Source organism: Reinekea sp. G2M2-21, assembly GCF_015687175.1.
Lineage (GTDB): Bacteria > Pseudomonadota > Gammaproteobacteria > Pseudomonadales > Natronospirillaceae > Reinekea.
Genome location: NZ_JADPQG010000001.1, coordinates 644,537 through 671,022 on the forward strand (window position 1 = coordinate 644,537; position 26,486 = coordinate 671,022).

Here is a 26,486-nt window from a genome sequence, read left to right on the forward strand (position 1 = left end):
CACCTGTTTGAAAGCGATAATAAAATGTTTAAGAAAATCCGTGGTCTATTTTCAAGCGATTTGTCGATCGATTTGGGTACTGCCAATACTCTGATTTATGTTCGCGATCGCGATATTGTACTTAACGAACCTTCCGTTGTAGCGGTCCGCCAAACAGGTTCCACCAAAACGGTTGCCGCTGTTGGTGAAGAAGCTAAACGTATGCTTGGTCGTACACCAGGAAGCATTCAAGCTATCAGGCCTATGAAAGACGGGGTGATCGCGGATTTTCATGTCACTGAAAAAATGTTGCAGCATTTCATTGCCAAAGTGCACGAAAACAGCTGGTTCGCACCGAGTCCTCGGGTGTTGGTATGCGTCCCCTGTAAATCAACTCAGGTAGAGCGTAAAGCGATTCGTGAATCGGCTTACGGTGCGGGTGCCCGAGAAGTATATTTGATCGAAGAGCCCATGGCGGCCGCCATTGGTGCCGGTTTGCCCGTTGAAGAAGCTCGCGGCTCCATGGTGGTTGATATCGGTGGTGGTACCACGGAGATTGCGATTATCTCATTGAACGGCATTGTGTTCAGTGAATCGGTACGTGTGGGAGGTGACCGATTTGACGAAGCTATTGTTTCCTATATTCGCCGTAACTATGGCTCCCTAATTGGTGAAGCTACAGCTGAGCGAGTTAAGATTGAGATCGGGTGCGCTTATCCTGGTACCGAAATCCGGGAAATTGATGTTCGCGGCCGTAACTTAGCTGAAGGTATTCCCCGTAGTTTTACATTGAATAGCAACGAAGTGCTTGAAGCACTGCAAGAAAGTCTTTCAGCCATTGTGCAGGCTGTTAAAAGTGCATTGGAACAAACTCCACCTGAGTTGGCCGCAGATATTGCAGAGCGCGGTTTGGTATTGACCGGTGGTGGCGCTATGTTGCGAGACATAGATCGTTTGCTCAGCGAAGAAACCGGTTTGCCGGTATTGATAGCCGATGATCCGTTGACCTGTGTTGCCCGAGGTGGTGGCCGCGCATTAGAAATGATGGACGAAAGCACGTTCGATTTCTTAAGTTCAGAATGAGGAATATGCCGTGCTGAGCAGCACGGGTTCTTTCTTTAACATGGTGGTGACATGGATTAAGTGTAACCGCACCGAAAAAACGGCCTTAGTGGCCTTTTTTTTGAGTTATCGTTCTTGCTATTGTCTATGCTGACTTAAGTTTTGTTAAGCAGTATCAGAGCGATTTTCTAAACTTATCAGACTCTTGAGGGAGTTTTCTCATTAAAGCGTTATTTACGGCGGGCCCACAACACGGTTACCGGTTCGCAGTGGCAATATCAGTGTCACTGTTGTTGATGTTTCTGGACACCCGTTTTGTGCAGGTGGATCGTTTACGGCAGTCCATTTCTTATATTGTTTCACCGGTCCAATCCTTGGTTTCGTTACCCAGTGACATTGTCAGCTGGTCCACTGAAACCTTTGCAGAGCGAAACGAGCTATTGGATTCAAACCGGACACTGCGCAGCCAGATGATTATTCTGCAGCAGAAAGTACAGCAGTTGGCGGTTTTAGAAGCTGAGAATGATCGGTTACGACGCTTGCTGGACGCTACTGCACGGCTGGATTCCACCTTTATTACGGCGGAAATGGTCAGTGTCGATCCCGATCCTTTCAGTATCCAGGTCATTGTCAATCGAGGCGCAAATGACGGTGTCTATATTGGTCAAGCAGTTGTGGATGCCGATGGGCTGTTTGGTCTGGTGGTACAGGTTGACTCACTCACGTCGCGGGTCGCATTGGTAGCAGACGTTAACCTGGCGGTTCCGGTTTATGTTAACCGCAATGGGATGCGCAGTGTTGTTGTCGGTACCGGTGATCTGAAAGGCCTGGAAATGGAGTATGTACCGGACACGGCAGATATCCAGATTGGCGATATGTTAGTGACGTCTGGTTTGGGTAATCGCTTTCCGGCGGGGTATCCGGTGGCCGAAGTTGTTGCCATAGAGCATGACCCCGGTGAACCCTTTGCCCGTATTCGGGCTCGTCCGTTGGCCCAACTCGACCGCTCACGAAGCCTGTTAATGGTTTTTCAGCAGGAGTCAAAATGAAGCAAAAACCTGCTAACGGTCTTTGGTTTATCGTCATCACGTTTTTCGTTGGTTTCTACCTGGCGGCCGTACCGATGGGTCGTTTTGAAATGGCACGGCCCGATTGGGTGGGTATGTTGATAATTTTTTGGGTTCTGGTTATGCCCGAGCGTTTTGGTGTCTTCGTCTCGTTCGGTATTGGAATTTTATTTGATACGTTAGCCGGATCCAGCCTCGGTCTTTACGGTTTTGTGTATTCGGTCCTGGCCTATACAGTGTTGCTGCTGCATGCTCGCTTGAAGATGTATCCCTTGGGGCAGCAGGCAATGGTGATTTTTCTGCTGCTCGGCGTGACTCACATTATTGCGCAGTGGTTGAAGGTTTGGTTAATGTCTGTTGTGTCGGGCGAGATGCACATTTGGCCGGCATTGACTTCAGCACTTATCTGGCCGTGGGTCTATGGATTAGTGCGAACATTTCAATTGAAATTCAGGGTACAGTAATGACGCTTGTTTTAGCCTCGCAATCGCCACGACGCAGCGAACTATTGTCTTCCTTGGGCGTCGAGTTCGCAAGATTTGCCGTTGATATCGACGAATCACCGCATTTGGGGGAAACCCCTGAAGATTACGTTCACCGCCTGGCGCTGGAAAAAGCCAAAGCCGCGATGCTGGCTGGAAACTGGCCATCAGGTACCTGGGTGTTGGGGTCGGATACTACGGTTGTTGCGCAAGGGCAGATATTGGGCAAGCCGGAATCGAAATCGCATTTTACCCAGATGATGCAATTATTGTCTGATAGTACGCATCAGGTACTGACTTCGGTTGCACTGGTTTCAGAAAATCGTGACTTTGTTGACGTGGTGACGACGGATGTTTCTTTTATCAAACTTTCGCCAGAGCATATAGACGCCTATTGGGCAACTGGTGAACCGGCAGATAAAGCCGGTGGTTATGGTATCCAGGGTTACGCGTCTGTCTTTGTCAGACAGGTCGTCGGAAGTTACAGCGCGGTGGTGGGGTTGCCCCTGCATGAGACCGCCAAGATTCTTAGTAAGGCTGAGTTGCCGGTATGGCAAGGTGCTTTATTATTAAAGCCATGAGAACGAATTAACCCAAATTAGGAACAGACATGACCTCCGAAATATTGGTGAACGTAACACCCATGGAAACGCGCGTTGCATTGGTTGAGAACGGCGCCGTTCAGGAAGTTTATATCGAGCGATCACAAACCCGTGGCATCGTCGGAAATATGTACAAAGGGAAAGTGGTGCGGGTGTTGCCGGGTATGCAGGCAGCCTTTGTTGATATTGGTCTTGAACGTGCCGCTTTTATTCATGCCTCGGATATCGATCATGAACGTCACGATAATGAGTCCCACAAACCGATACAGTCATTGGTTCGTGAAGGTCAGTCGCTGGTTGTACAAGTTATTAAGGACCCGTTGGGAACCAAAGGTGCCCGTTTAACCACGGCGTTATCGATTCCGTCCCGATATCTCGTTTTTATGCCCAGTTCCAATCACATTGGTGTGTCACAACGTATTGATGGTGAAGAAGAGCGCGATCGATTACGGCAATTGGTTGAAGACAGTAAAACCGCAGAGGAAATCAATAGCGGTGGCTTCATCTTGCGCACGGCCGCAGAAGGCGCGGGGGACACTGAAATTCAGTCCGATATGAATTACCTGAAACGGGTGTTTCGGGTTCTGCAGGAACGAATGAAAGACAATAAACCGAGTACGTTGATATACGAAGATTTGCCACTGTATTTGAGGGTGGCCCGGGATATGGTACGTGCTGACGTCGAAAAGATTCGTATCGATTCCAAAGAAACCTTTATCAAAGTTCAGGATTTTGTCACTAAATACACACCCGAAGTTGTCGATCTGTTCGAATACTACCCCGGCGAACGTCCGATCTTCGACCTGTATTCAGTGGAAGATGAAATTTCCAAAGCGCTGTCGCGGAAGGTTGAACTGAAATCCGGTGGTTATCTGATAATTGATCAAACCGAAGCGATGACGACTATCGACGTCAATACCGGTGCATTTGTTGGGCATCGTAACCTCGAAGAAACGATTTTCAAAACCAACCTGGAAGCGGTCTCGACCATTTGCCGACAACTGCGATTACGCAATCTCGGCGGCATCATAATCCTGGATTTCATCGATATGGAAGACGAAGAGCATCGCCGACAAGTACATCGGATGCTCGAAAAACACCTGGAACGTGACCATGCAAAAAGTAAGGTGACGGGTGTTTCTGAATTAGGTCTTGTTGAGATGACCCGTAAGCGTACCAGAGAGAGTCTTGAACATATTCTCACGGAACACTGCAGCGTCTGTCAGGGGCGGGGTCGGCAGAAAACACCACAGACAATCTGCTACGAAGTTTTCCGCGAAATATTGCGCGAAGAACGTGCCTATAACAACGATCGGTACCTGGTTCTGGCTTCCCAGTCTGTGGTCGACCGCTTGCTTGATGAAGAATCGTCTAATGTAGCCGACCTGGAAGAATTCATCGGAAAGCCGATCCGGTTTCAGGTAGAACCGATCTACACGCAAGAGCAATTTGATGTCATTCTCCAATAATGTCTTGCTCTGTTGAGTCAGTGTTATACTGCGTGCACGACAGACGGATTCAGAATAGAGATTGCTAGGCTATGAGAGCGACCGGTTTTTGGGCAGCGGCACGTAATGCAGCGCTGAAAGTTGTCGCTTTCTGGGTGCTTGTGTTTGCAGCTTACCTTGCGCTCGGACGTCAGTTTTTTCCTTATATTGAACGATTGCAACCCGAGCTGGAAACCTGGTTGACCTCACAGTTGGGGACCGAAGTATCGATCGGTCAACTAAGTGGTGAGTGGGTACGTTTTAATCCGGTTATCCATATGCAGGATGTCCGGCTCGGCGATGCGTTGTCGGTGTCTGACATGACGTTGGCACCCGGCATTTACGAATCGATTTCTCGTGGTGGATTATCATTTATCCGTTTTGAAATTGCAGATTTTTCGGCGGAGCTCGTTCAAACTGTCGACGGCTGGCAAATGACGGGGTTGGCGACAGATACGGATCAGACCTCAATCTCGCTTCCAGATTTGCTGACTTTGCTCAGACGTCAGGAAGAAGTTTCATTTACCAACACTCATTTACGTATTTTCCCTCTGGAACTGCCATCATTTGACCTAACCTTGGATTCTGGTCGCTTAACCGGCTTTGAAGGTGAGAACGGTCTGGTTGCGCAGGCCACATTAACCGCAAACGCTATTAATATCCCGATCGAACTGCAAGTGGAAACATCCGACAACGCAGCAGGCCGCAATCGCATTTACTTCCGTCATGGCGAGATCGATATTTCACCATGGTTGAATGGCGTGAATGAGGGCGTGGAAAGCGCCAAAGTTGCAGGTGAGTATTGGGTGAATCTCAGCGGTGAACAGTGGCAAAACGCGACGGCACGTTTGTCTGTTCCGGCAATTGTTTTTCGTGGCGAGTATGACGAAATCCGTCTGCAAGAAGCAAAAATCGAATCCTATTTCGAGCGTGAGGCTAATGGTTTTGAGGCTTGGCTCAACGTTCTTGAGTATTCACTTAATGATCAGTCATTCGGATCGACACAAGCGAAGGTCAGTCACCGGGCTGATCGGCTTAAGGTACAATGGGACTCTTTGCCCGCCGAGTCCGTAGGGGCATGGCTTGCTCTGACGGATCCAAACCGTTTTTGGCAGGGCATAGCCCCCAGTGGGTTTGTGGAACAGGGCATAGTGACCATGGACCTAAACCAGCCCGATTCCATGATTTTGTCCGCTCAAGTCGCCGATTTGGCCATTCAGTCGCATCAATCTGTGCCGGGTATTTCCAACATGAACGGGGATATGCGCATCGAAGGAGCCTCTGGCGAATTGCGTTTAACAACCGAAAAAACGTCGCTGGAAATGCCGGGGCTCTATGACCGGAAACTTGATATATCGATCCCCACCTTAACATTGCGATGGAACAGCTCCAAAGATTTTGGCTTGTTTTCAGATGGCAAGGCGGTGATCAATCTGCAGCCTTTGCCGCAGGCATCGCCCATAATTCCCGTCACACTTGACTGGCGGTCTGTCTCGCCCACCAACTTGCAGCGAGTTGAGTTGGGTAGAGAAGCGACGTTTGAGATACGGGTAGCTTCGGAGTCTTTGGACAGAGAGTCTATGTTGTCACTGGCCGACAATCGTCTCGTCGATCCGAACACTGTTGCGTTGCTTAAATATCGTCTCGAACAAGCAATGTTCAAGGATGTTGCGCTGACTTATATGACCAGTACCGATGCCGAACGTCACACCGACAGTCAGTTTTTTCTCAATGCTCAGTTCGTTCAGGCTGAGATGTCCTTTCTCGACAGCTGGCGGTCGGTGACCAATATGAGTGGAAGCGTTGCCATGGATGGGCGCGGTGTCCGAGTTAGCGCGCGCGATGCTTATTACCCAGGGTTTGACTTGCCGAGATTGGGTCTGAATCTGAATTACCGTCGAGATGAATTAACGGTATCCTTCGACGGATTATCGAGCGGCGATCGCGTAATGACCTTTCTGACGTCAGGCCCGTTAAGACCAATGTATGGTGGCCGTTTAGACGATTGGTCGCTGACCGGTTCTGTTGCATTGACGGGCAAGGTTGTCATGCCGTTAGACGCACCTGAGCAGTTTAATGCACAGGTGGCTGCGCAGTTGACTGACAGCGAGTTCGTTCTGCGTGATCTGCAACTGGGTTTTACCGACGTGCAGGGTACCGTGATCTATGATACCCAGATCGGATTGCGATCTGAAGATCTGACGTTGCAGCATATGGGCTTACCACAGCAAGTCACGGTACGAGGGTTATCGTCAGATAGGGGTATTGATTTCACCATCGATGTTACGGGTGAGACGGACGTCGCCTATTGGGGGCAGCGTTTTGACGACGCCTATTTAGAGTCCATCGATGCAATCATTGAACATCAAACGCGTATCGACATCCAGCCTTCTCAGGTTCTTATCTTCAGTGAAAGTGACTTAAGGGGTTTGCAACTGGCGTTGCCGGAACCATTCTCGAAACCGGTTGAAGATGCTCTGATACTGTCACTGTCGGTCGATATGGATGCTCGTGATTGGACCGTTATTCGCGCAAATCTTGGTGATGCTCTATTTAGTTATTTTGAACTGAATCAGAATAATGTTATTCAACGGGGCACTGTCGCCATTAACCAGCCTCTGCAAGTGCGTGAAGATAATGGTGTTTACTTTGATGTAAATGTGTCATCCGCCGATGGTGACGATTGGTGGCAAACCGTGCAGGAAATAAGAAGTCTCTACGCACAGCAACAGTCCGATACCGATCAGCCTGGCTTTGAGGCTTTGATTCGGTCAATCCATATTACCGCAGATGCGCTGGACTACCTGGCACAACGCTGGACGCAGGTGGACGCAAATTTGTTGCGCAATGACGAGGCCTGGATTGTTGCGTTTTCGGCAGATGAAGGGCAGGGGCAAGTCTTGATTCCGCATTCTGAAGAAGTCATTTTCACAGAGTTGCAATGGCTGTCTTTGACCACAGGGGAAGAAGAGATTGCTTTTGAAGACAGTATAGATCCATTGCTGAACTACCATCCTAACGACGTGCCCAACATGCAGATTCAAGTCAACAAGCTGATCTGGAATAAGCGGGATATGGGTAGTTGGCGGGCAGAGCTGGAGAATGCGGAAAATCAACTGACTGTCGGGGAAATTCAGGGCGTCATGGCTGGTGCCACACTGACTGGCAATATGATTTGGCGAAATGAGAATAACAAACATCGGACTGCGTTTGTCGGATCCGTCGCGCTGGGCAATGTTCTTGATGTGCTGAATACCTGGGAGTATGCGCCGGTATTAAATAGCCGCAGTGGCGATGTGGAAATCGACGCATTCTGGCAAGGATCTCCGGCTCATTTCGACTTTAAGCGGCTGCAGGGCAAGATCAACCTAAGCTTGCGTAAAGGCGCGATATTGCAGGTAGAAGAGTACGAAGGCGTTAAACTAATTGGTTTGTTGAACTTTACCCGGGTTATCCAAAGGATCGCGTTGGATTTTTCAGATTTGCTGCAAAGTGGTATTTCTTTTGACAGTGTTGAAGGCGAGCTTTTGTTTGACCGAGGCTTTGCCCGGGTTGGTGAGAAGCTGATCATTGACGGTTCGGCGACGAAATTTAGATTTAACGGGGATGCGGATCTGTTGTCTGATGAATTGGACATTGATATGGTGTTGACTGTCCCGTTGTCATCGACCTTTCCTCTGGTGGCTTTGCTGGCTGGCGTGTCGCCGCAGGCGGCCGCTGCAATTTATGTCACCGAGCGGGTTTTTAACAATGAACTGGAACGGATAAGCTCAGCGCGGATGCACATAACGGGTTCGTTTGAAGCGCCAGAGACGAAATTTTATCGCGTTTTTGATAACAACCTGGGTGATCAAGCCCCTACCGTGGGTGATCGTATCAAAGAGGTTGTGCCCGAAGGAGTCTCTAACCCATGACGTCACAGATCCGTATGCACCTGGTGCAGATGACCAGCTCAAAAAAACTAGACGAGAACCTCACTTACATCGCAAAAGAATTGAGTTCCTTACCGGCAAACAGTGTGGATATGGTTGTTCTGCCAGAAATGTTCGCCCAGTTCGGTGTTTCGGATCAGCGTCCTTTGGCGCAAGGAGAAGAGCATTTTGACGGGAAGGTTGGTCAATTCATTCGTGATTGGGCTCGTCGGTTAAATGCCTGGGTGATCGCCGGTACGATTCCTGTCACTGTACCCGGCGATGCTCGTCCGGTTGCTAGGTGCCACGTCATCGATAACAACGGCACTTTGGTCATCCATTACGATAAAATTCATCTCTTTGATGCCTTAGTGTCAGACAGTCATGGACAATATCGCGAATCGGATTCTTATTCGCCTGGCCATGAAGCCGTCGTGTTTGATTCCCCTTGGGGCAAGGTTGGACTGGCTGTTTGCTATGATCTGCGTTTTCCAGAACTGTTCCGAATGTTGAATGATGCCGGTGCACAAGTTATCGTATTGCCTTCCGCTTTTACGGCAAAGACCGGACAGGCACATTGGGAAATCTTATGTCGTGCGCGAGCCGTAGAAAATGGCGTTTTTATGGTCGCGGTTAATCAATGTGGTTTGCATGATTGTCAGCGTTCAACCTGGGGGCATTCCATGGTTGTCGACCCTTGGGGAGACATCACGGATTTGGGTGGCCAGCAGACTAGCCAAACGGTGGTGTTGGATTTAGACCGTGTGCTTGCAGTTCGACAACAGCTTCCGGTTAACCACCATCGGCGACTCTGACAGCATTGCGAGGTTTTTTAGACATAGCGATTCAGGACTGCACTGCGCACCCATTCTCGGTTTGTCGTATTCCCAGACATGTTCAGAACTCAAAATACTGACTGCTGTAAACTGTTCCGTATTCGTTAATCTGCTCCTCAACCACACGAACGGCTAATTGATCATCGATCACAATGTTCGTCCGGCAACGCGTACCGTACTCCGTTCCGACAATGGTCTGTGCTGAAAGAATATTTTCCCATTCCTGGGGCACGCCTGTGGACGGTAACGATTGCTGTGAAGCTTGCTGGGTAGAATGCAAAACGGAATGCCCGGTCAGTTGATCGGTCGATATTTGTGAGGACTGGTCTTTCATCTGCTGTTTAGCAAGTTCGACCTTAGGCCATGGTGTATTCAATGAATCATTTGATAAGGCATGAATCCCAGGCGTAAGCCATTGGCCTTGCGGACAATGAGAACTGAACCAGAACAGGCGCAGTTGTGAGAACAGAACCAGATTGAATCCGCCGTAGGAATCCAAGTCAGCCAATACGCGTTGATGATAGTGTTCTATGCTGAAATTACCCGTCAGAAATTCGCTGACCAGTTGCCCTCGGCTTCGTGGGCGCTGCACGCCGACAAATCCGGGGCGGATGTTTGTCAGCAGAGCAAAGTCTTTATTGCGGTTAAAACCCAGCCATGTGCCACCTGCCAGTAAATCTTTGCCGGCGAGCAGTCCGTCGGCGGACCACCAATGCATGGCGTCGCTGGGGCGATTCCGGAATTCGTCGCGATTCGCGATAACCTTCAACGGCGTCGCGGAAGTGGGTGACCATTCAATGACAGCTAAGCACATATTGTTTTTTCCGTTGTTCAGGTGGCACTGTGCAATGCCAGACGATTGCCTTCAGTGTCTAGTATGACGGCGCGATAGCCAAAAGGTTCCATAGAGTGTTTACCCTGCAGAACAGTGCCACCGTTCTGAATGACCTGACTCAACGCCTGTTCTAGGCGGGCGTGGCAATTCAGGTAAGGAGTGACTGAACCACTACTGATGCTATCGGTTGCAATCAAGGTAATACCCGAACCCTGTGGACTGAGCTGCAGGGTCGCCGTTGCTTGTGCAGGCCGGCTGTCCCGAGCCGATGTCGCCAGTAAGCATTGATAGAAATTGATGGCTCGGTCAAGGTCCGTTACCGCGATATCCAGCCATAAAACAGTATTCAGGGGTGCATAGCTCATAGTGGGTCTGCGCTTGTGTATAAAAAAACGGAACGAGTGTAACAGGATTGAGGTGGCGGGTGATCCTGTGCGGATCTGTTCTGGTGAGTATCAAATCGCATTCGAGGGGTATCGGGTACCCCTCGAGCGCAATAACGAGTCGTCAGGATGCGTTGGTGGATTCGAAAATCTTATCTGCACTGGCGGCAACAAACCCTTGATACAACTTACCGCTTTCGTCGTAATAGCGTTTGGCAAATTCGTAGTAGCAGGTCGGGACGATGTGCGTTTTACCATCGGCAAATTCCATGGGTTGTTTGGAAGCCATGGTCGATGCCTGTTCCAGCAGCACGGCTGGCGACCCTTTTACTCTGCCACCGCTCTCATTGATGGAAAATCCCAGCCCCTCGATGAACTCATTCATTTCGGCAATTTCAGAGATTTTCATCAGCGCGTTCACGTCGATCGTGAAGTGGTTTGCTCGGAGTCCCATAATGCTCAACCACGCGGCGTATTCACTTTCGCTGGCCAGTATCTGATAGTCTTCGATTGTTGGTGCCTGCCATAGTCTACCTCGCCAGAATATGCTTGCATCGTTGATGTCTTCAGCTTTTACCTCATCAACCAGTTTGCGAATAATTGCCTGTGAGGGCTCGGACAGTTCCTCGACACGCAGTTCACTGATGAAAATTCTGGGCATGCCTTCCATTGGCGGAATGTAGCCCACAGCGTCAAGTTTTTTGGCTGGGAACTGATAGGGCTCATATCGGGTGTATCCGAGTTCCAGAATAAACGGTTCCAGATTTTCTAGTCGAATCGGGGATAGGTTGAATGTTCGGAAAGCGACGTGGTCATTGCTCACCGTCTCGCCTTGCTCGCGCAACGCGTTTGCAATAGTTTCAGCCTGAGGTGTACTCTGGATATAGTCTTGCCAAAGGCTGTTAAAGAATTCGTTGATATTCACTGAGGTCTCCCCGGTTGTGATTATTTTGTCGATTGGGATATGCACGGGCTAGCATACGTTTGGACCTGGAATTCAGTTATCAGGGTTACGTCGTGATCTTTTCCTAAAGAGACATGGCCCTTCTCATTTTTTACACTGTACGGGTTGGTTCTTGGGGGAAAGCTGGGGGGCGATGTTGCAGGCTATCCCAGACCAGCAGCGCAAGTGCCGTCCAGATAATCCCGAATGTAACCAATTTAGCCGGGCTGAACGACTCGTCATAAACGAAGACGGCCAATAAGAACATACCGCTTGGTCCAATGTACTGAAAGAAGCCCAACGCAGTCAGACTGATTCGATTCGCCGCCGCGGCAAAACACAATAAAGGAATCATTGTTACGGGACCGGCCAACATAAGTTTAAAGGTTGTAGACCAGTCGTGGGCAGGCAAGCTGATTGACGATATCGGTATGTTGAGCATGATAAGGGCGAAAGGAATGAGCAAGCCGGTTTCCAGAACCATTCCAATGAAGCTGTCTACTGCCAGCTTTTTCCGTACTAATCCATAGAGGGCAAAGGTTGTCGCCAGGATAATGGCGATCCAAGGCAGGCGCCCGAAATGCCAGATTTCAAAGAGCACCGCAATTACGCACAGTATTGCGGCGAGCTTTTGGGCGCGACGCAAGCGTTCAGCAAAGAATAACATCCCCAGCAAAATATTGATAAGCGGGTTTATATAGTAACCTAGGCTCGCACTGAGCATTTGATCACTGTTTATTGCCCAAATAAAAATTCCCCAATTTGCTGCGATCAATAACGTAGACAGAAACAAAAAGGTAAGGAGGCGGGCACTTCGAATCACGCTAAACAGAATTTTCAGGCGTTTTGACAACAAAACAATAACCAGGGTTAAAACAAATGACCAGATGACCCGGTGGGCAAGAATGTCCAAAGGATTAACCTGCTCAACCCACTTAAAGTAGATTGGTGCAACAGCCCAAAGGCCATATGCTGTTAAGGCGAAGGTGACACCTTGTCGGGTTTTGTGTTCCACAGTTCAGATTCTTGTCACATTGGAACTGCAAAATATCCGAACCGGGAGGATGAGATCAATTCTTTATTGATATTAATACGCTCGTTGATTGCTCGGTTGTAGTGCGACTGTCCAAAATGGGGCACAATACGGCGCAAAATTGGACGGATTTCCGGTGATGAGCCAGCTAAACCGGTGATTTTTAATGTTTAAGTTGGTTTAAGACTTGCAAGTCAACTTGTCTGACATAAAGGAAGGATTTAGCAGATGATTCGAAAGTGTTTGTTTCCTGTGGGTGGCTACGGCACTCGCTTTTTACCCGCGACCAAGGCCTTGCCAAAAGAAATGTTGCCTGTCGTCAACAAACCTCTGGTGCAATACGGCGTGGAAGAATCGATTGAGGCCGGTTTGAATTACATCGGGTTTGTAACAGGACGTGGTAAGCGCGCCATCGCTGATCATTTTGACATTTCTTATGAACTGGAACATCAGATCAATGGCTCAGCGAAAGAACAGTATTTGCAGTCAATCCGTCACGTGATGGATGAAGGCGTTTTTTCCTACACGCGGCAAAAAGAAATGAAAGGACTTGGGCATGCAATTTTGGCTGGCGAGACATTGGTGGGTAACGAACCCTTCGGTGTCGTCTTAGCTGATGACTTGTGCGTTAACGATGACGGAGAAGACAACGTTCTGGCGCAAATGGTGAAGGTTCATAAGCAGTTCCGTTGTTCCATTGTCGCGGTTATGGAAGTTCCAGATGATGAAATTCATAAATACGGTGTTATTGCTGGAGAAGCAATGAAAGACGGCTTGTACAGGGTGAGCGACATGGTGGAAAAGCCAGCGAAAGAGGACGCTCCAAGTAACCTTGCGGTAATTGGCCGTTATATTTTAACACCGGATATCTTTGATATCCTGAAGGTCACTGAGCCGGGTATTAACAACGAAATTCAGTTGACTGACGCATTAAAACAACAGGCGCAAGATGGTGTAGTGTTGGCTTATCGATTTAAAGGCACTCGCTTCGATTGTGGGTCAGTTCAGGGGTTTGTTGAAGCGACTAATTTCTGTTACCAGAATCTGTATCTGACCGGAAAAGGAAACTGAGGCAGTATAGCTGTTGGCGCTTGTTGGGTGTCTGGCATGACAAATTGGGCGAAGGAAATACCTTCGCCCAATTTATTTTTACGTCCTTGTATGTCGGTCCCTGTTCATTTCCCTGATGCACAATCCATTGTGCCTGCCGTCCCTCGGCTATCATCTCCCTTCACTCAAGCTCTTCATGCTTTGCCGCAGCGCCTTAAGTGGGTGTACTTTAACATTAGCTGGACAGCGGTGAAGTTTTATTGTCAAAGTATTGTCAGGGTTAACTGTTCGTGGCTTATAGTGCGACTATTGGATGTTGAGCCGGTCGGTCTTGATTTATAAAGGACCAGTAAGTGTTGAGCAGCCAATTCGCTAAGGCAATAAAAAGCCCGGCATTGCCGGGCTGAGTTACTTCAACTGGGTCTGCTTACAATACCAGACGACGAACGTCGCTGAGGACCTGCGTGAGATAGGTTGTGAATTTAGCAGCGTCCGCACCATTGATCGCCCGATGATCATAAGACAGCGACAGCGGTGTGAATGTGCGTGGTACAAATTCTTTACCATTCCAATGCGGTTTAACAGAATTTTTGGATATCCCGAGAATAGCGACTTCGGGTGCGTTAACGATCGGCGTGAAGGCCGTACCACCCAATCCACCCAAGCTCGATACCGTGAAACAGCCACCTTGCATTTCAGCGGGTTTCACTTTGCCATCACGCCCACGTTTGGCGAAATCAATGATTTCTTCAGCGATTTGCCAAATGGACTTTTTATCCGCATCTTTGATGACCGGCACAATCAACCCATTTGGAGTATCAACGGCTACGCCAATGTTAATGTAGTGCTTCTGCGCATAACGTTTGCCGTCAGCCAACAGCGATACATTGAATTTTGGATACTCCGCTAAACCAGAGGCGCAAGCCTTGACGATAAAGGCCAGCGGACTAATTTTCACGCCACGCTTTTCCATTTCTGGTTTAAGCGATTGACGGAAGCTCTCTGTATCGGTTACATCCGCTTCGTCGAACTGAGTGACGTGAGGAATCACCAGTGAATTTCGAACCATATTGACCGCGGTAATTTGCTGTATACGGTTCATTTCAACGATGTCGACTTCGCCGAATTTGGAGAAATCCTGATCCGGAACGGAGGGTAAACCAGCACCAGCCGTTGGTTGTTGAGGCTCCTGTAAGCGCTTTTTAACCCAACCGGCGACATCGTCTTTGATAATTCGTCCGCGTGGACCACTGCCCGGTACGAAGGCAAGATCAACACCAAATTCGCGGGCTAAGCGTCGCACAGCAGGCCCGGCGTGTACGTTTTTACTCGGCTTAGTCGGAGCTTTTTCGTAGGCATGTGCCAACACCGGTGCCGGCGGTGTTGCTGCTGCTTTAGGTTCGGACGTCGAGGATTGTGTTGTTGCCGGTGCTGGCGACTGCTTAGGCGAACTCGCAGCAGCCCCTTGGGCCTTAACGGTTAGCAGTAACACGCCCTGTGATACATCGTCCCCTTCGTTCACCGCTACTTTGATCACCTCACCTGCGACGGGAGAGGGGACATCCATAGAGGCCTTGTCCGATTCCAACACGACGATGGTGTCTTCTTCTTTCAGATAATCGCCTGGTTTTACAGCGATTTCGATAACCTTTGCGCTGTCCATACCGATATCCGGTACCTTAACTTCCTGTACTTCAGACGCTGTTGGCGGTGTCGTTGCGCTGGGTACTGGGGCTGTCGTTGCCGGACTGGCTGTGGCCGCTGCTGGAGCAGCAGATGCTGTTTTCAGTTCTAATAAAACAGACCCTTCAGAGACGCTGTCGCCTTCGGTTACTTTAATAGCGACGACTTCGCCTGCTTTTGGTGCTGGTACGTCCATTGATGCTTTGTCTGACTCCAACACTACAAGCGTGTCTTCTTCAGCAATGATATCGCCAACTTTGACGGCGATTTCAATCACATTGGCACTGTCCATGCCAATGTCCGGTACGCTGATTGTTTCCACTGCTGAACCAGCGGCAGGTGATGGCGCTTGGGCAACATCCTCGGATTTAACGGCAGTCGTCGGTTCGGCGGCTTCTGCGGCCACACCTTCCACTTCAAGGTAGATCAGTTCATCCCCTTCAGAGACGGAATCTCCTTCATTGATTTTGATCTGAACGATTTTGCCCGCGACAGGGGAGGGTACGTCCATCGAGGCTTTGTCCGACTCCAACACGATAATGGTGTCATCGACATTGACCGTATCACCGGGTTTAACGCTCACCTCGATGCAGGTGGCCGAATCCATACCGATGTCGGGTACTCGGATAATTTCAGTTGTCATGAAAAAACTCCTAAATCCGCAATTACACTGTCATTGGGTTTGGTTTGTTGACGTCCAGACCAAGCTTGTTAATTGCTTCAGTCACCACTTTTGCTTCGATCGTTCCTTCGTCTGCCAATGCTTTCAGCGCCGCAAGGGTGATCCAGTTCCGGTCAACTTCAAAGAAGTGACGCAACTGCGCACGGGAATCGGAACGTCCAAAACCATCCGTACCTAAGACATGGTAATCCTGAGGCACCCATTTGCGGATTTGGTTGCCGTAATTCTTCATATAATCGCTGGCTGAAACCACAGGCCCACGTCGCCCCTTGAGTAACTGGGTAACATACGCTTCACGCGGTTTCGCTTCAGGGTTAAGCAGGTTCTCCCGGTCTGCATCCAGACCCTCACGGGTCAGTTCGTTGTAACTGGTTACGGCCCAGACATCGACCTGCACGCCCCAGTCTTCACGCAACATTTCGGCAGCCGCTCGGACTTCCTGCATGATGGAGCCCGATCCCATCAACTGCACAGCCTTCTTACCTTTCTTGACACCGTCTTCCAGCAAGTACATACCTTTTTTGATGCCTTCAACCATGGTGTCATCGACCAAACCAGGGTGCTGGTAATTTTCATTCAGTGTGGTGATGTAGTAGAAGACATTTTCCTGGTTCTGCACCATGCGTTTCAGACCATCTTGAATGATGGTGGCAATTTCATAACCATAGGTGGCGTCATAGGTCACACAGTTCGGAATTGTGCCCGCCAGAATATGACTGTGACCATCTTGATGCTGCAAGCCTTCACCGTTCAGTGTGGTACGACCGGATGTGGCGCCTATCAGGAAGCCGCGAGCCTGCAAATCACCTGATGCCCAGGCCAGGTCGCCAATGCGTTGGAAGCCAAACATCGAATAGTAGACGTAAAACGGAATTAACTGATGGTTGTAAGTACTGTAAGACGTCGCCGCGGCAATCCAGGAGCTCATGGCACCGGATTCGTTAATGCCTTCTTGCAGAATCTGGCCTTTGATGTCTTCTTTGTACCACATGACCTGGTTTTTATCCTGCGGAATGTAAGTTTGACCCCAAGGAGAATAAATACCAAATTGACGGAACATACCTTCCATACCAAAGGTACGGGCTTCGTCCGGTACGATTGGCACAATACGATCGCCAATCTGTTTGTCTTTCATGAGCTGCGACAACATACGCACGAAACTCATGGTAGTCGAAATCTCGCGATCGCCGGACTCTTTGGTGATTGAATCGAATGCCTCCAGCGCGGGTACTTCTAATTGAGAATCCGCTTTCTGGCGACGAACCGGCAAATAACCACCCAGGCTGTTTCGGTGATTACGAATGTATTGCATTTCCGGGCTGTTTTCGTTCGGACGGTAGAACGGGATTTTGCCCGCTTCGAGATCAGCATCGCTTATAGGAACACCGCAACGATCACGGAACTGTTTCAAATCTTCAACAGACAGTTTTTTCAGTGAATGCGTCATGTTCTTCGCTTCACCGGCTTCAATTCCATAGCCTTTGACGGTATGTGCCAGGATCACAGTAGGTTGACCATTGTTGTCGTTGACCGCTTTCTGGAATGCTGCGTAGACTTTGTAAGGGTCGTGGCCTCCACGGTTCAAACGGAAAATATCGTCATCCGATAAATCCTTCACCAACTCAGCCAATTCCGGGTATTTGCCGAAGAAGTGTTCGCGGGTATAGGCACCGCCATGAGACTTGTAGGCTTGCAACTCACCGTCAACGACTTCATCCATGCGCTTCTGCAGCAGACCTTTCTTGTCGGCAGCAAACAGTTTGTCCCAATGACGACCCCAAACTACCTTAATAACGTTCCAGCCAGCACCGCGGAACATGCCTTCGAGTTCTTGAATGATTTTGCCGTTACCGCGAACCGGACCATCCAGTCGCTGAAGGTTACAGTTAATAACGAAGTTCAGGTTGTCGAGGTGTTCACGACCGGCAAGGGAAATCGCACCCAGAGACTCGGGCTCGTCCATTTCGCCGTCGCCGAGGAATGCCCAAACACGGCCACCTTTTTCGATTTTTTCATGGTTTTCCAGGTAACGCATAACGTGTGCCTGGTAAATAGCCTGAATAGGCCCCAAACCCATTGATACCGTTGGGAATTGCCAGTAGTCCGGCATTAACCAAGGGTGTGGGTAGGAAGATAAACCTTTGCCATCGACTTCGCGACGGAAGTTGTCGAGTTGTTCATCGGTGAGTCGACCTTCCACATAAGAACGAGCGTAAATACCCGGAGAGATGTGTCCTTGGAAATAAATCATATCGCCAGGGTGGGTTGCTGTAGGAGCTCGCCAGAAATGGTTGAAACCGATGTCGTATAAGGTTGCAGACGACTGGAAGCTGGAGATGTGCCCGCCCAGATCATCGCCTGATTTATTGGCACGTACGACCATGGCAACGGCATTCCAGCGAATCATCGCACGGATTTTTCGCTCCAGTTCGTTGTCACCGGGGTATTTAGGTTCTTGGTCTAAACGAATTGTGTTGCGGAATGGTGTATTGATCGCAAACGGGACATCTTCACCCGAATGAGACACTTCATCCGATAACCGCTTTAATAGAAACTGCGCGCGGTCATTACCTTCTTCGCGGACAACAGATGCCAACGCGTCAAGCCATTCCCGTGTTTCAATAGGATCTATATCGTGTTCCATAGAGTTAAACCCTCTTCCCCAATGGTAAACGGACTGCTGCCGTTATTAAGTGTGTAAAAAAAATTCAATAAAGCTTAGCAGGCTAAATTAAAACTTTCTGTGTTGAATTTGCTTCACAAGAGAGCAAATTCTTATTCCGTTATTAGCAATAATTCGGATTTAGCGAGACTTGGCTTTTGGGCGAAATTTCGCTTTTTTCGATGCCGGAACGGAAAACGGCAGCCGAAGCTGCCGTTGTTCATTAAATTGTCATGTGGGCGCCTTTTTACAGGATATTGCCGACACTTACAATCTTAAATGTGTTTGAGCCGCCGTGAACGCCCTGATGATCACCATAGGCGAGAATGACCAGATCGCCATCCTTCACGATTCCACGTTTCTTGACTTCATCTACGGCGAGTTTGTTGACCTGAGCACTGGCAAAGGAAGTATCGTCAAACGGTATGGCCTCAACGCCACGATATAAAGCAACCCGACGCTGAGTGCTTTCATGTCGGGTCAGTGCATAGATGGGGAGTCCGGAACTGATGCGCGACATCCACTTTGGCGAAGAGCCGGACTCAGTCATGCAGAGAATAGCCTTTACACCGCGCAGATGGTTAGCGGCGTACATGACGGACATGGCGATAGCTTCGTCAATTCGTTTGAACTCGCTGCCAATTCTGTGCCGTGACACGGTCGTCAGTTTGTGTTTTTCCGCACCAAGACAGATATCACTCATGTGTTTAACTGTTTCTACCGGGTAGTTACCGGCGGCAGTTTCCGCAGAGCACATGATTGCATCAGTCCCATCCAAAACGGCATTGGCCACGTCAAAAACTTCCGCCCGGGTCGGAAATGGATTGTCGATCATCGATTCCATCATTTGAGTGGCGGTGATGACAATTTTATCCAGAGTTCGCGCACGTTTAATGATGTGTTTCTGGACGCCAATCAGTTCAGGATCACCTATTTCTACCCCCAAGTCGCCCCGGGCAACCATGACGACATCCGAAGCCAGGATAATTTTATCCAGGTTTTCATGATCCAGCGTTGCTTCCGCGCGTTCCAATTTAGCCACCAATTCCGCCGTTGAGCCTGCGGCGTTGAGCAATTGTCGAGCTTCAACCATGTCTTCCGGACCACGGGGGAAAGAAACGGCTACATAGTCCACGCCAATTTCGGTGGCGGTTAAAATATCCTGTTTGTCTTTGTCAGTCAGCGCTGCAGCCGATAGGCCACCGCCCAGTTTGTTAATACCTTTGTTATTAGACAAAGGACCGCCTTGAGTCACGATGGTGTGCACCGCTTGGCCAACGACTTTTTCAACCTTGACCTTAACCCTGCCGTCGTCGAGAAGATAGACGTCACCAGGCGCACTGTCACTCGCCAGCGCCGGGTAGTCGATACCGACCCGTTCACTGTTACCATTGTTTTTGTCAAAGTCCACATCCAGGACGAATGCCTGGCCTTCAACCAGTTTAACTTTCTGATTATCCTTAAAGCGCGCAATTCGAATTTTAGGACCTTGCAGGTCGGCCAGGATAGCGACCGGTGGCAGCCCCAGTTTTTTAGTTATGGCGCGAACTTCGTCCGCGCGACGCTGATGATCTGCCGCGTTGCCGTGGGAGAAATTTAATCGAACGGTATTGGCGCCCGCCAGTATGAGTTGTTCTAACACACCTTCTTTATCGGTAGCGGGGCCTAAGGTAGTGACAATTTTTGTGCGTCTCATGACCATTATGGTGTCTCTCTTAAAAATGAAGTGACAGTCCGAATTGTGCTGTATTCGGATGGTTAACAGGAATTCTTTTCAAGCTGCGAGTCGTTGACCGCTGTTAACGTTTCGCCGAGTTATAATGCAAGATCGACTTATGTCCGATCTCAACGTAAAAAAGCCCGAATTGGGCTTTTTTAATGTCTTTCAGATCAGTCAGTCGGGCTGCTGCTAAACCGCATTTCGGCCAGTACGGTTTTTATTCGTTTCAAATGACTCTGGAATTCTGGTCCAAGCTTCAATGTTACACCTGTGGCCAATACGTCCAGAATCGTCAGATAAACAATACGTGACGTCATATTAATATAGATGTCTGTATTTTCCTGACTGTCGACGCCAAGCAGAATATGGCAGTTTTCCGCCAGGGGAGAATGCGGTGTGGTGAGAGCAATCACTGTTGCTCCAGATTCGCGAGCAATACGCGCGGTTTCCACCAGCGAAATGGTTCGCCCGGTAATGGAAATGATGACCACTACATCCCCGGGTTTTGCGGCTGCTGCGGCCATACGCTGTTGTAAGGCGTCTGTATAAGCCGAGCAGGGTGTATTTAACCGGAAAAATTTGTGATGGGCATCCATAGCCACGCTGCCAGATGCACCTAAACCGTAAAAGCCAATTCGCCGCGCCTGTGAAAGCGCATCTACCGTTCGGCTCAGCGCATTAATGTCGATGGATCGCTTGGCATCGCTCACCGCGCTCATCGTTGCTTCAAAAATCTTGCTGGTATAGTCCTCAACCCGGTCGTTTGGCTCAACGTTACGGTTGACGTAAGGCGTCCCGGTGGCCAGGCATTGCGCCAGTTTCAGTTTGAAGTCTGGAAAACCGGTACAGTCCAGGCTGCGACAAAAGCGGTTTACCGTTGGTTCTGAGACATCGGCTGACTTGGCCAAGCTGGCAATGGAGGAACGAATCGCTTTGTTTGGGTCATTTAGAATCACTTGAGCGACTTTTCGCTCACTTTTACTGAGGCAACTTGGGTTGGATTTTAAGCGATCTAGAATATTCGTTGTCATTGTAGTTTTTTTCCAAATGTACGATTGCTTCAGAATTGTAGGAAATTCACATCTTGCAGGTAAAGTGATCTAGCTTAAGTATTTTGCAGTTTTTTTGCTACAGTTGGCAGCCGAAGTAGACACTAATGGCATTACATTCAGTTTACCAGTCATTTTCAGAGTGAATTTTGTTGTCATATTGTAGTAAAATTACTTAAATTGGCAAATCTGGCTATTAATTAAACAAGATTTGTAAGGATGTTACGCACTTGGGGTTGGGTTATGCGCCCCAAGGAGCATGTTGGGCTGTTTCATGCTCAATTTTGTCGACAGTGATTTTAAAGCGGCCATTGGTCGGTTGGGTTGTTGATTCCCATTAAATCGGCTGGCTTATTGATCTGACGCAATAGGTCGGTGTGATGTAAGAGAATGTTACAAACGAAAACGACCGAACGTGGCAGAATTGTCACGTCTTGATATGAAGTCGTTCTGCCGGCATCTCCGATGATACGAGAGAGTGTAAGTCAGGCAGGATAGACGGTTTAAAACAAAAAATTAGATATGAGGAATGAAACATGGAACAGCTGGGCCTGATTGCCGATATCGGTGGAACCAATGCTCGCTTTGCTCTCACACCAATTCGGAATATTGAAGCGGGTGGCGATCTGGTGTTGGCGGAATCGGATCTGATTGCGCCTACCGCACTGAATGGGGCGGAATATGGCACTATCCTGGAGGCAATTGAGGCTTATCTGGCCGGTCCAGCCAAAGATTATCCGCGCCCTGAGCATTCCGTGATGGCGATTGCCTGCCCGACGGATCAAGATCAGATTACCATGACCAACCACACTTGGGCATTTAAAGTGTCGGAACTCAAAGCAACGCTTGGGTTTAACACCCTGAAATTTATTAATGACTACAACGCACTGGCCAATGCGATTCCTCAGCTGGATGAAAACAGTCTGATTAAGGTGGGCCGTGGTGAAGCGGTTAAAGGTAAGCCTATCGCCGTGACCGGCCCTGGAACCGGACTGGGCTTGGCGGCACTGGCGTTTAGTGATGTCGGACCGGTGACATTGGAAACCGAAGGCGGTCATGCTCATTTCGCGCCAACCAATCATGTGGAAATTGATATCCTTTCGTTTCTGTTGACCAAATATGAGCGAGTTTCTAATGAGCGTTTGATTTCAGGTATGGGGTTGGAAAACATTTATCAGGCTCTGGCCGCTAAAGCAGGTAATGAAAGCCAGCTTACCGCGCCTGAAATATCCAAAGCCGCACTGGACAAGTCAGATGCTTTATGTGAGCAGGCACTGGCCCATTTTTGTGCGATATGCGGCAGTTACGCCGGTGATGTCGCGCTGACCATTGGCGCCAAAGGTGGCGTGTACATTACCGGTGGTATCATTCCCCGGTTTATTGAGTATTTTAAGCTAAGTGATTTTCGCGCCCGTTTTGAAGCAAAAGCGCGTCTATCCGGATTTGTCGAGGATATTCCGACATTTGTCGTGGTCGCTGAACAACCTGGGTTATTGGGTTCCGCTGCTGTATTGAACCATATGTTGAACCACGCCTGATTAGACTGAACGCTCCGGCTGGTCTGTCAGTTTTTCGGCTGTTTAATTTAATTAATCAACGGAAGGACACGGCGACTCCGAGCACACTAGAAGCGACCCGCTCTTTATTTAGGCCACACGGAGTGATCTGTGTGGTTTTTTAACGTACGCAGTACTGACTCACCGAATTGATCGGCAGCAGAGGGATGCACATGTCTACTATCGAAATTGACCAGATCACAAACACTTTGGATAACTGGTTTGAATTGACCGAGAAAACCATACTCTGCCGACAGGATTCACAAACCGGGTTGTTCCCAGCCAGTACCGATGTGAATGGCCATGGCGATTATACTGACGCTTGGGTTCGCGATAACGTCTATTCCATTATGGCGGTGTGGGGGCTTTGGCTCGGGTATCGAAAATTCGATCATTTCCCCGCACGAAAAACCAAATTGGAAGACAGTACCATCAGTTTGATGCGCGGTTTGTTGACTGCGATGATGCGTCAGACTCACAAAGTTGAGCGGTTTAAATATACCCAAAATCCGTTGGATGCACTGCACGCAAAATACGACACTCAGTCTGGCCAAGTCGTCGTTGACGATGATAAATGGGGGCACCTGCAGTTAGATGCGACATCAATTTTCTTATTGATGTTGGCACAAATGACACGATCTGGTCTGGCCATTATCAAATCCGTTGAAGAAGTCAGTTTCATACAAAACCTGGTTTGGTATGTCGGGCGAGGGTATCGCACACCCGATTACGGTATTTGGGAACGAGGAAATAAAATCAACAACGGTCGTGTAGAAATAAATGCGTCCTCCGTCGGTATGGTGAAATCGGCTTTGCAAGCAATGCGGGGGCTCAATTTATTACCCGAACGAGGTGAAAAAATTGGCACCATTCATGTTATGGAAGATGAAATCGCTCGTTGCCGGACCACACTGGAAAATCTGCTACCCAGGGAATCGTTGTCTAAAGAGGTGGATGCCGCCTGTTTATCCATTATCGGTTTTCCTGCCTTCGCGATCGAAAACGAAAAACTAGTCGATAAAACGCGTCGTCATATTCTCGATAAGTTGGCAGGACCTTACGGTTGTAAACGGTTTTTATTAGACGGTCATCAGACGGTTCTGGAAGATCATGATCGTTTGCATTACGAATTGAATGAACTGCGCAACTTCGAGCACATCGAGTCGGAATGGCCATTGTTCTACGCCTTCCTGTTTTTGGAGAGCCTGTTTAAAGACGATGTTGCAGAGATGGATCGTTATCGGGAGCTACTTGATAAATTGCGGGTTGAAAAGGACGGCATGTTATTACTGCCAGAGCTTTACTACGTGGCGGCGGAACAGGTAGCTGCAGAGAAGGCCAATCCCGGCTCTCAGATCAGGCAGCCGAATAACAATGTTCCCCTAGTTTGGACTCAATCACTCTATACCTTGGGTTGTCTTGTTCATGACGGCATTCTGACCACTGCAGATATTGATCCTCTCGCGGTTCATGAGCGTGTCGGTCAGTCTTTTCAGCCTCGCGTTTCTGTCGTGATTCTGGCCGATTCAGAGACCACGAAGTCGCAATTAATAGAAGCAGGGGTTACGTCTTACACATCGTCAGATATCGAGCCGATTCGGGTGCACAGTGCCAGCGAGTTGAGTCGAGTTTTTCACGTGGTCGGGCAGAATCAGTCATTGGGTTTGACGGGCCGGCCGCAGAGAAATCCGAGAACGCTGGCGACCAGTAAGCTTTACGAGTTATCCGGGGAGACTGTTGCATTTTTACCGCAATTCATGAATCGGGATCGGTTTTATTTGGCCAGCGATAACCAATGGCTGGTGGAATTACTTAAAGCAGAAATAGCATACGTGTCTCGCCACTGGCAAGAGTTACAGGATCCTGTATTCGTACTGGACGTTAACGAGTCTATGCTCAACAATGCAAACGCAAAAGAGCTTTTACAGTTGTTTAAAGACATTGAAGCGGATGCTCTCGAATCGGTGCGTACACGGTTGGTGAATCCTTTGGTTTCCTTGCCTGAATTGACCATTGAGAAAATTGAAGATCTGAAGGACTACCAATTGCCCATCAGTTCGATTCAATTGGGTGTGCGCAGAAAAAAATGGTTACCGTTCAATCTAGGGGAAAGTAAGCCGGAAACGAAATCGGTGTTGACCCTGTTGCGACCAGAACAAGAAAGTGAAGAGTTACTGACTGAGCTGAAGGGGACCGCCAATTTATTTACCCAATGTGAACTGTTAAAGCAGCTGGTGGGGCGTCATGGCTTGGATTTCGAAAGCGGTATTGCGCCGTTAGTAACACTTCGGCTGTTAGTTACCGAGCTCTATGAAACGGCTTCTGAGCATCAACTTTGGAGTGTCATGCGCACCAGTGCCGGATTGCTGGGGAAGTACTGGAGTGGCTTAGAGGATAGCGTAGCTGAAATCTTGTCCCGACAGCGGATTATGGTTGTGGGGCGTGCCTTTTCGGATCAAGGTACTATTAGCACGCCGATTCAGAATAAAACCATTATCGAGATTATTCAGCAGAACACGGCGCAGGATCCACGTGAAGCCATTTTGAATCAAGAAATACTGATTATGCTGTCCGCCATCATGCGCGGGCAACCCGATTTACTATCCGGTATGAAAACGCTGCGCCCTGGTCATCTGGCCATGCTTATATTGGGGCAGTTGGCGGCTGAGCGATCACTGGAACCGGACTTTGCATTTGAGGCAATCGCGGCGCTGTCACCGCACGCGTTGCAGTCAAGAATCATTAATATCCTGGGGCACTATCAAGACGAGTTAGATCGTTTATTTGCCACAGAATCTCTGCACAGTCACGGCAAGGTAAACCTGAATGAAGCGCGGACCGTCAGCTCACAGGTTCCAACGCTTGGGTCTGCGCGCAACTGGATGCAGTGGCGAGAACAGCAGGGCGTAATGCCTCGTCTAGCGGATACTTTTTATGAACGGTTCTGGAACGTGCTCAAGCAATGTCGCGGGGTCGTGGTCGGTGATCGGTTTGATTCGCGTAGTCGCCTGGATGCCGCCAATGTGCTGGATTCCATGACCGCTGGCGAACCTCAGTTTGCGTTGTTGATAGAACGCTTGCTGAACAAGATTCAGTCTCCGTCATATCGTCAAATGACCATTGAGGCTCTGCAGGCCATAATGTCCTTGATGGAATCCAACCCTGATCTGAGATTAGAGGACTACCTAATTGTTGAAGTGGTCATAGCGCACGCCGTTCGGTTGAATTGGATCAATCAATATCCGGCGCAGGTCTCGAACTACAACCAATATCGAGGTCAGGCATGGCAAGCCTTTTACCAGAATCCACCGGAGCGGATTGCCAATCGCATTGTCGATGCCATGACTTATCTGATCGAGCAGGGGCACCATGAGCAGATGTCCGATGGTGGCATCGGTGAGTCGTTGAACTAGTTTGCGGTGGAAACCTCTAACTGAGGTCGAAGGAATGTGAGGTATGGCAGG

The 26,486-nt window shown here is 49.1% G+C and carries 18 protein-coding genes; 10 read left to right on the forward strand and 8 right to left on the reverse strand.

The window, feature by feature from the left end:
- The first annotated feature begins 24 nt into the window (after window positions 1-24).
- From IYN85_RS03030 to IYN85_RS03060, 7 genes are all read left to right on the forward strand, one after another.
- On the forward strand, window positions 25-1,062 hold the full coding sequence (locus IYN85_RS03030) for a rod shape-determining protein (protein ID WP_196157358.1): 1,038 nt from the start codon (window positions 25-27) through the stop codon (window positions 1,060-1,062).
- A gap of 200 nt (window positions 1,063-1,262) precedes the next feature.
- On the forward strand, window positions 1,263-2,090 hold the full coding sequence (gene mreC / locus IYN85_RS03035) for a rod shape-determining protein MreC (RefSeq protein WP_196158472.1): 828 nt from the start codon (window positions 1,263-1,265) through the stop codon (window positions 2,088-2,090).
- Window positions 2,087-2,572, forward strand: coding sequence for a rod shape-determining protein MreD (mreD, locus tag IYN85_RS03040; protein ID WP_196157359.1), 486 nt, complete (start codon window positions 2,087-2,089; stop codon window positions 2,570-2,572). The genes mreC and mreD overlap by 4 nt, the downstream gene beginning before the upstream one ends.
- The gene (locus tag IYN85_RS03045) at window positions 2,572-3,171 is read left to right on the forward strand and encodes a nucleoside triphosphate pyrophosphatase (protein WP_196157360.1); all 600 of its coding nucleotides are present in this window, start codon (window positions 2,572-2,574) and stop codon (window positions 3,169-3,171) included. The genes mreD and IYN85_RS03045 overlap by 1 nt, the downstream gene beginning before the upstream one ends.
- Window positions 3,172-3,200: 29 nt before the next feature.
- The gene (rng, locus tag IYN85_RS03050; protein WP_196157361.1) at window positions 3,201-4,661 is read left to right on the forward strand and encodes a ribonuclease G; all 1,461 of its coding nucleotides are present in this window, start codon (window positions 3,201-3,203) and stop codon (window positions 4,659-4,661) included.
- 71 nt (window positions 4,662-4,732) lie between these two features.
- Window positions 4,733-8,593, forward strand: coding sequence for a YhdP family protein (locus tag IYN85_RS03055; RefSeq protein ID WP_196157362.1), 3,861 nt, complete (start codon window positions 4,733-4,735; stop codon window positions 8,591-8,593).
- Window positions 8,590-9,405 (forward strand): carbon-nitrogen hydrolase family protein, encoded by an 816-nt coding sequence (locus tag IYN85_RS03060; protein WP_196157363.1) that lies wholly within the window; start codon window positions 8,590-8,592, stop codon window positions 9,403-9,405. Before IYN85_RS03055 ends, IYN85_RS03060 begins: the two co-directional genes overlap by 4 nt.
- An 82-nt stretch (window positions 9,406-9,487) precedes the next feature.
- Here the strand turns inward: IYN85_RS03060 and IYN85_RS03065 are convergent, their stop codons facing one another.
- The 4 genes from IYN85_RS03065 to rarD all read right to left on the reverse strand — a co-directional run bounded on the left by IYN85_RS03065 (window position 9,488) and on the right by rarD (window position 12,602).
- A complete protein-coding gene (locus IYN85_RS03065; protein ID WP_196157364.1) occupies window positions 9,488-10,240 on the reverse strand; it encodes an NRDE family protein in 753 nt (250 codons plus the stop codon).
- Between the two features lie 17 nt (window positions 10,241-10,257).
- Window positions 10,258-10,626: a VOC family protein gene (locus IYN85_RS03070; protein WP_196157365.1), complete on the reverse strand. Its 369-nt coding sequence runs from the start codon at window positions 10,624-10,626 to the stop codon at window positions 10,258-10,260.
- Window positions 10,627-10,768: 142 nt separating this feature from the next.
- A complete protein-coding gene (locus tag IYN85_RS03075) occupies window positions 10,769-11,569 on the reverse strand; it encodes a DUF1338 domain-containing protein (protein WP_196157366.1) in 801 nt (266 codons plus the stop codon).
- Between the two features lie 130 nt (window positions 11,570-11,699).
- Window positions 11,700-12,602, reverse strand: a complete 903-nt coding sequence (rarD, locus tag IYN85_RS03080; RefSeq protein WP_196157367.1) for an EamA family transporter RarD — start codon at window positions 12,600-12,602, stop codon at window positions 11,700-11,702.
- Window positions 12,603-12,848: 246 nt separating this feature from the next.
- Here rarD and galU point away from each other — a divergent pair, with 246 nt between their 5' ends.
- On the forward strand, window positions 12,849-13,691 hold the full coding sequence (galU, locus tag IYN85_RS03085; RefSeq protein ID WP_196157368.1) for a UTP--glucose-1-phosphate uridylyltransferase GalU: 843 nt from the start codon (window positions 12,849-12,851) through the stop codon (window positions 13,689-13,691).
- A 406-nt stretch (window positions 13,692-14,097) separates the two neighbouring features.
- On the opposite strand, the gene aceF is transcribed toward galU, so the two are convergent.
- The 4 genes from aceF to hexR all read right to left on the reverse strand — a co-directional run bounded on the left by aceF (window position 14,098) and on the right by hexR (window position 21,448).
- Entirely contained in the window at window positions 14,098-15,996 is a 1,899-nt protein-coding gene (gene aceF, locus IYN85_RS03090) for a pyruvate dehydrogenase complex dihydrolipoyllysine-residue acetyltransferase (RefSeq protein WP_196157369.1), read from the reverse strand.
- 22 nt (window positions 15,997-16,018) lie between these two features.
- Entirely contained in the window at window positions 16,019-18,679 is a 2,661-nt protein-coding gene (gene aceE, locus IYN85_RS03095) for a pyruvate dehydrogenase (acetyl-transferring), homodimeric type (RefSeq protein ID WP_196157370.1), read from the reverse strand.
- 265 nt (window positions 18,680-18,944) lie between these two features.
- Entirely contained in the window at window positions 18,945-20,393 is a 1,449-nt protein-coding gene (pyk, locus tag IYN85_RS03100) for a pyruvate kinase (protein WP_196157371.1), read from the reverse strand.
- 194 nt (window positions 20,394-20,587) lie between these two features.
- On the reverse strand, window positions 20,588-21,448 hold the full coding sequence (hexR, locus tag IYN85_RS03105; protein ID WP_196157372.1) for a transcriptional regulator HexR: 861 nt from the start codon (window positions 21,446-21,448) through the stop codon (window positions 20,588-20,590).
- Window positions 21,449-22,002: 554 nt separating this feature from the next.
- Here hexR and glk point away from each other — a divergent pair.
- Window positions 22,003-23,004 carry a glucokinase gene (glk, locus tag IYN85_RS03110; RefSeq protein ID WP_196157373.1) on the forward strand — a complete coding sequence of 334 codons (1,002 nt, stop codon included), beginning with the start codon at window positions 22,003-22,005 and terminating at the stop codon, window positions 23,002-23,004.
- A gap of 191 nt (window positions 23,005-23,195) precedes the next feature.
- Window positions 23,196-26,435 (forward strand): glycoside hydrolase family 15 protein, encoded by a 3,240-nt coding sequence (locus IYN85_RS03115; protein ID WP_196157374.1) that lies wholly within the window; start codon window positions 23,196-23,198, stop codon window positions 26,433-26,435.
- Window positions 26,436-26,486 lie beyond the last annotated feature (51 nt).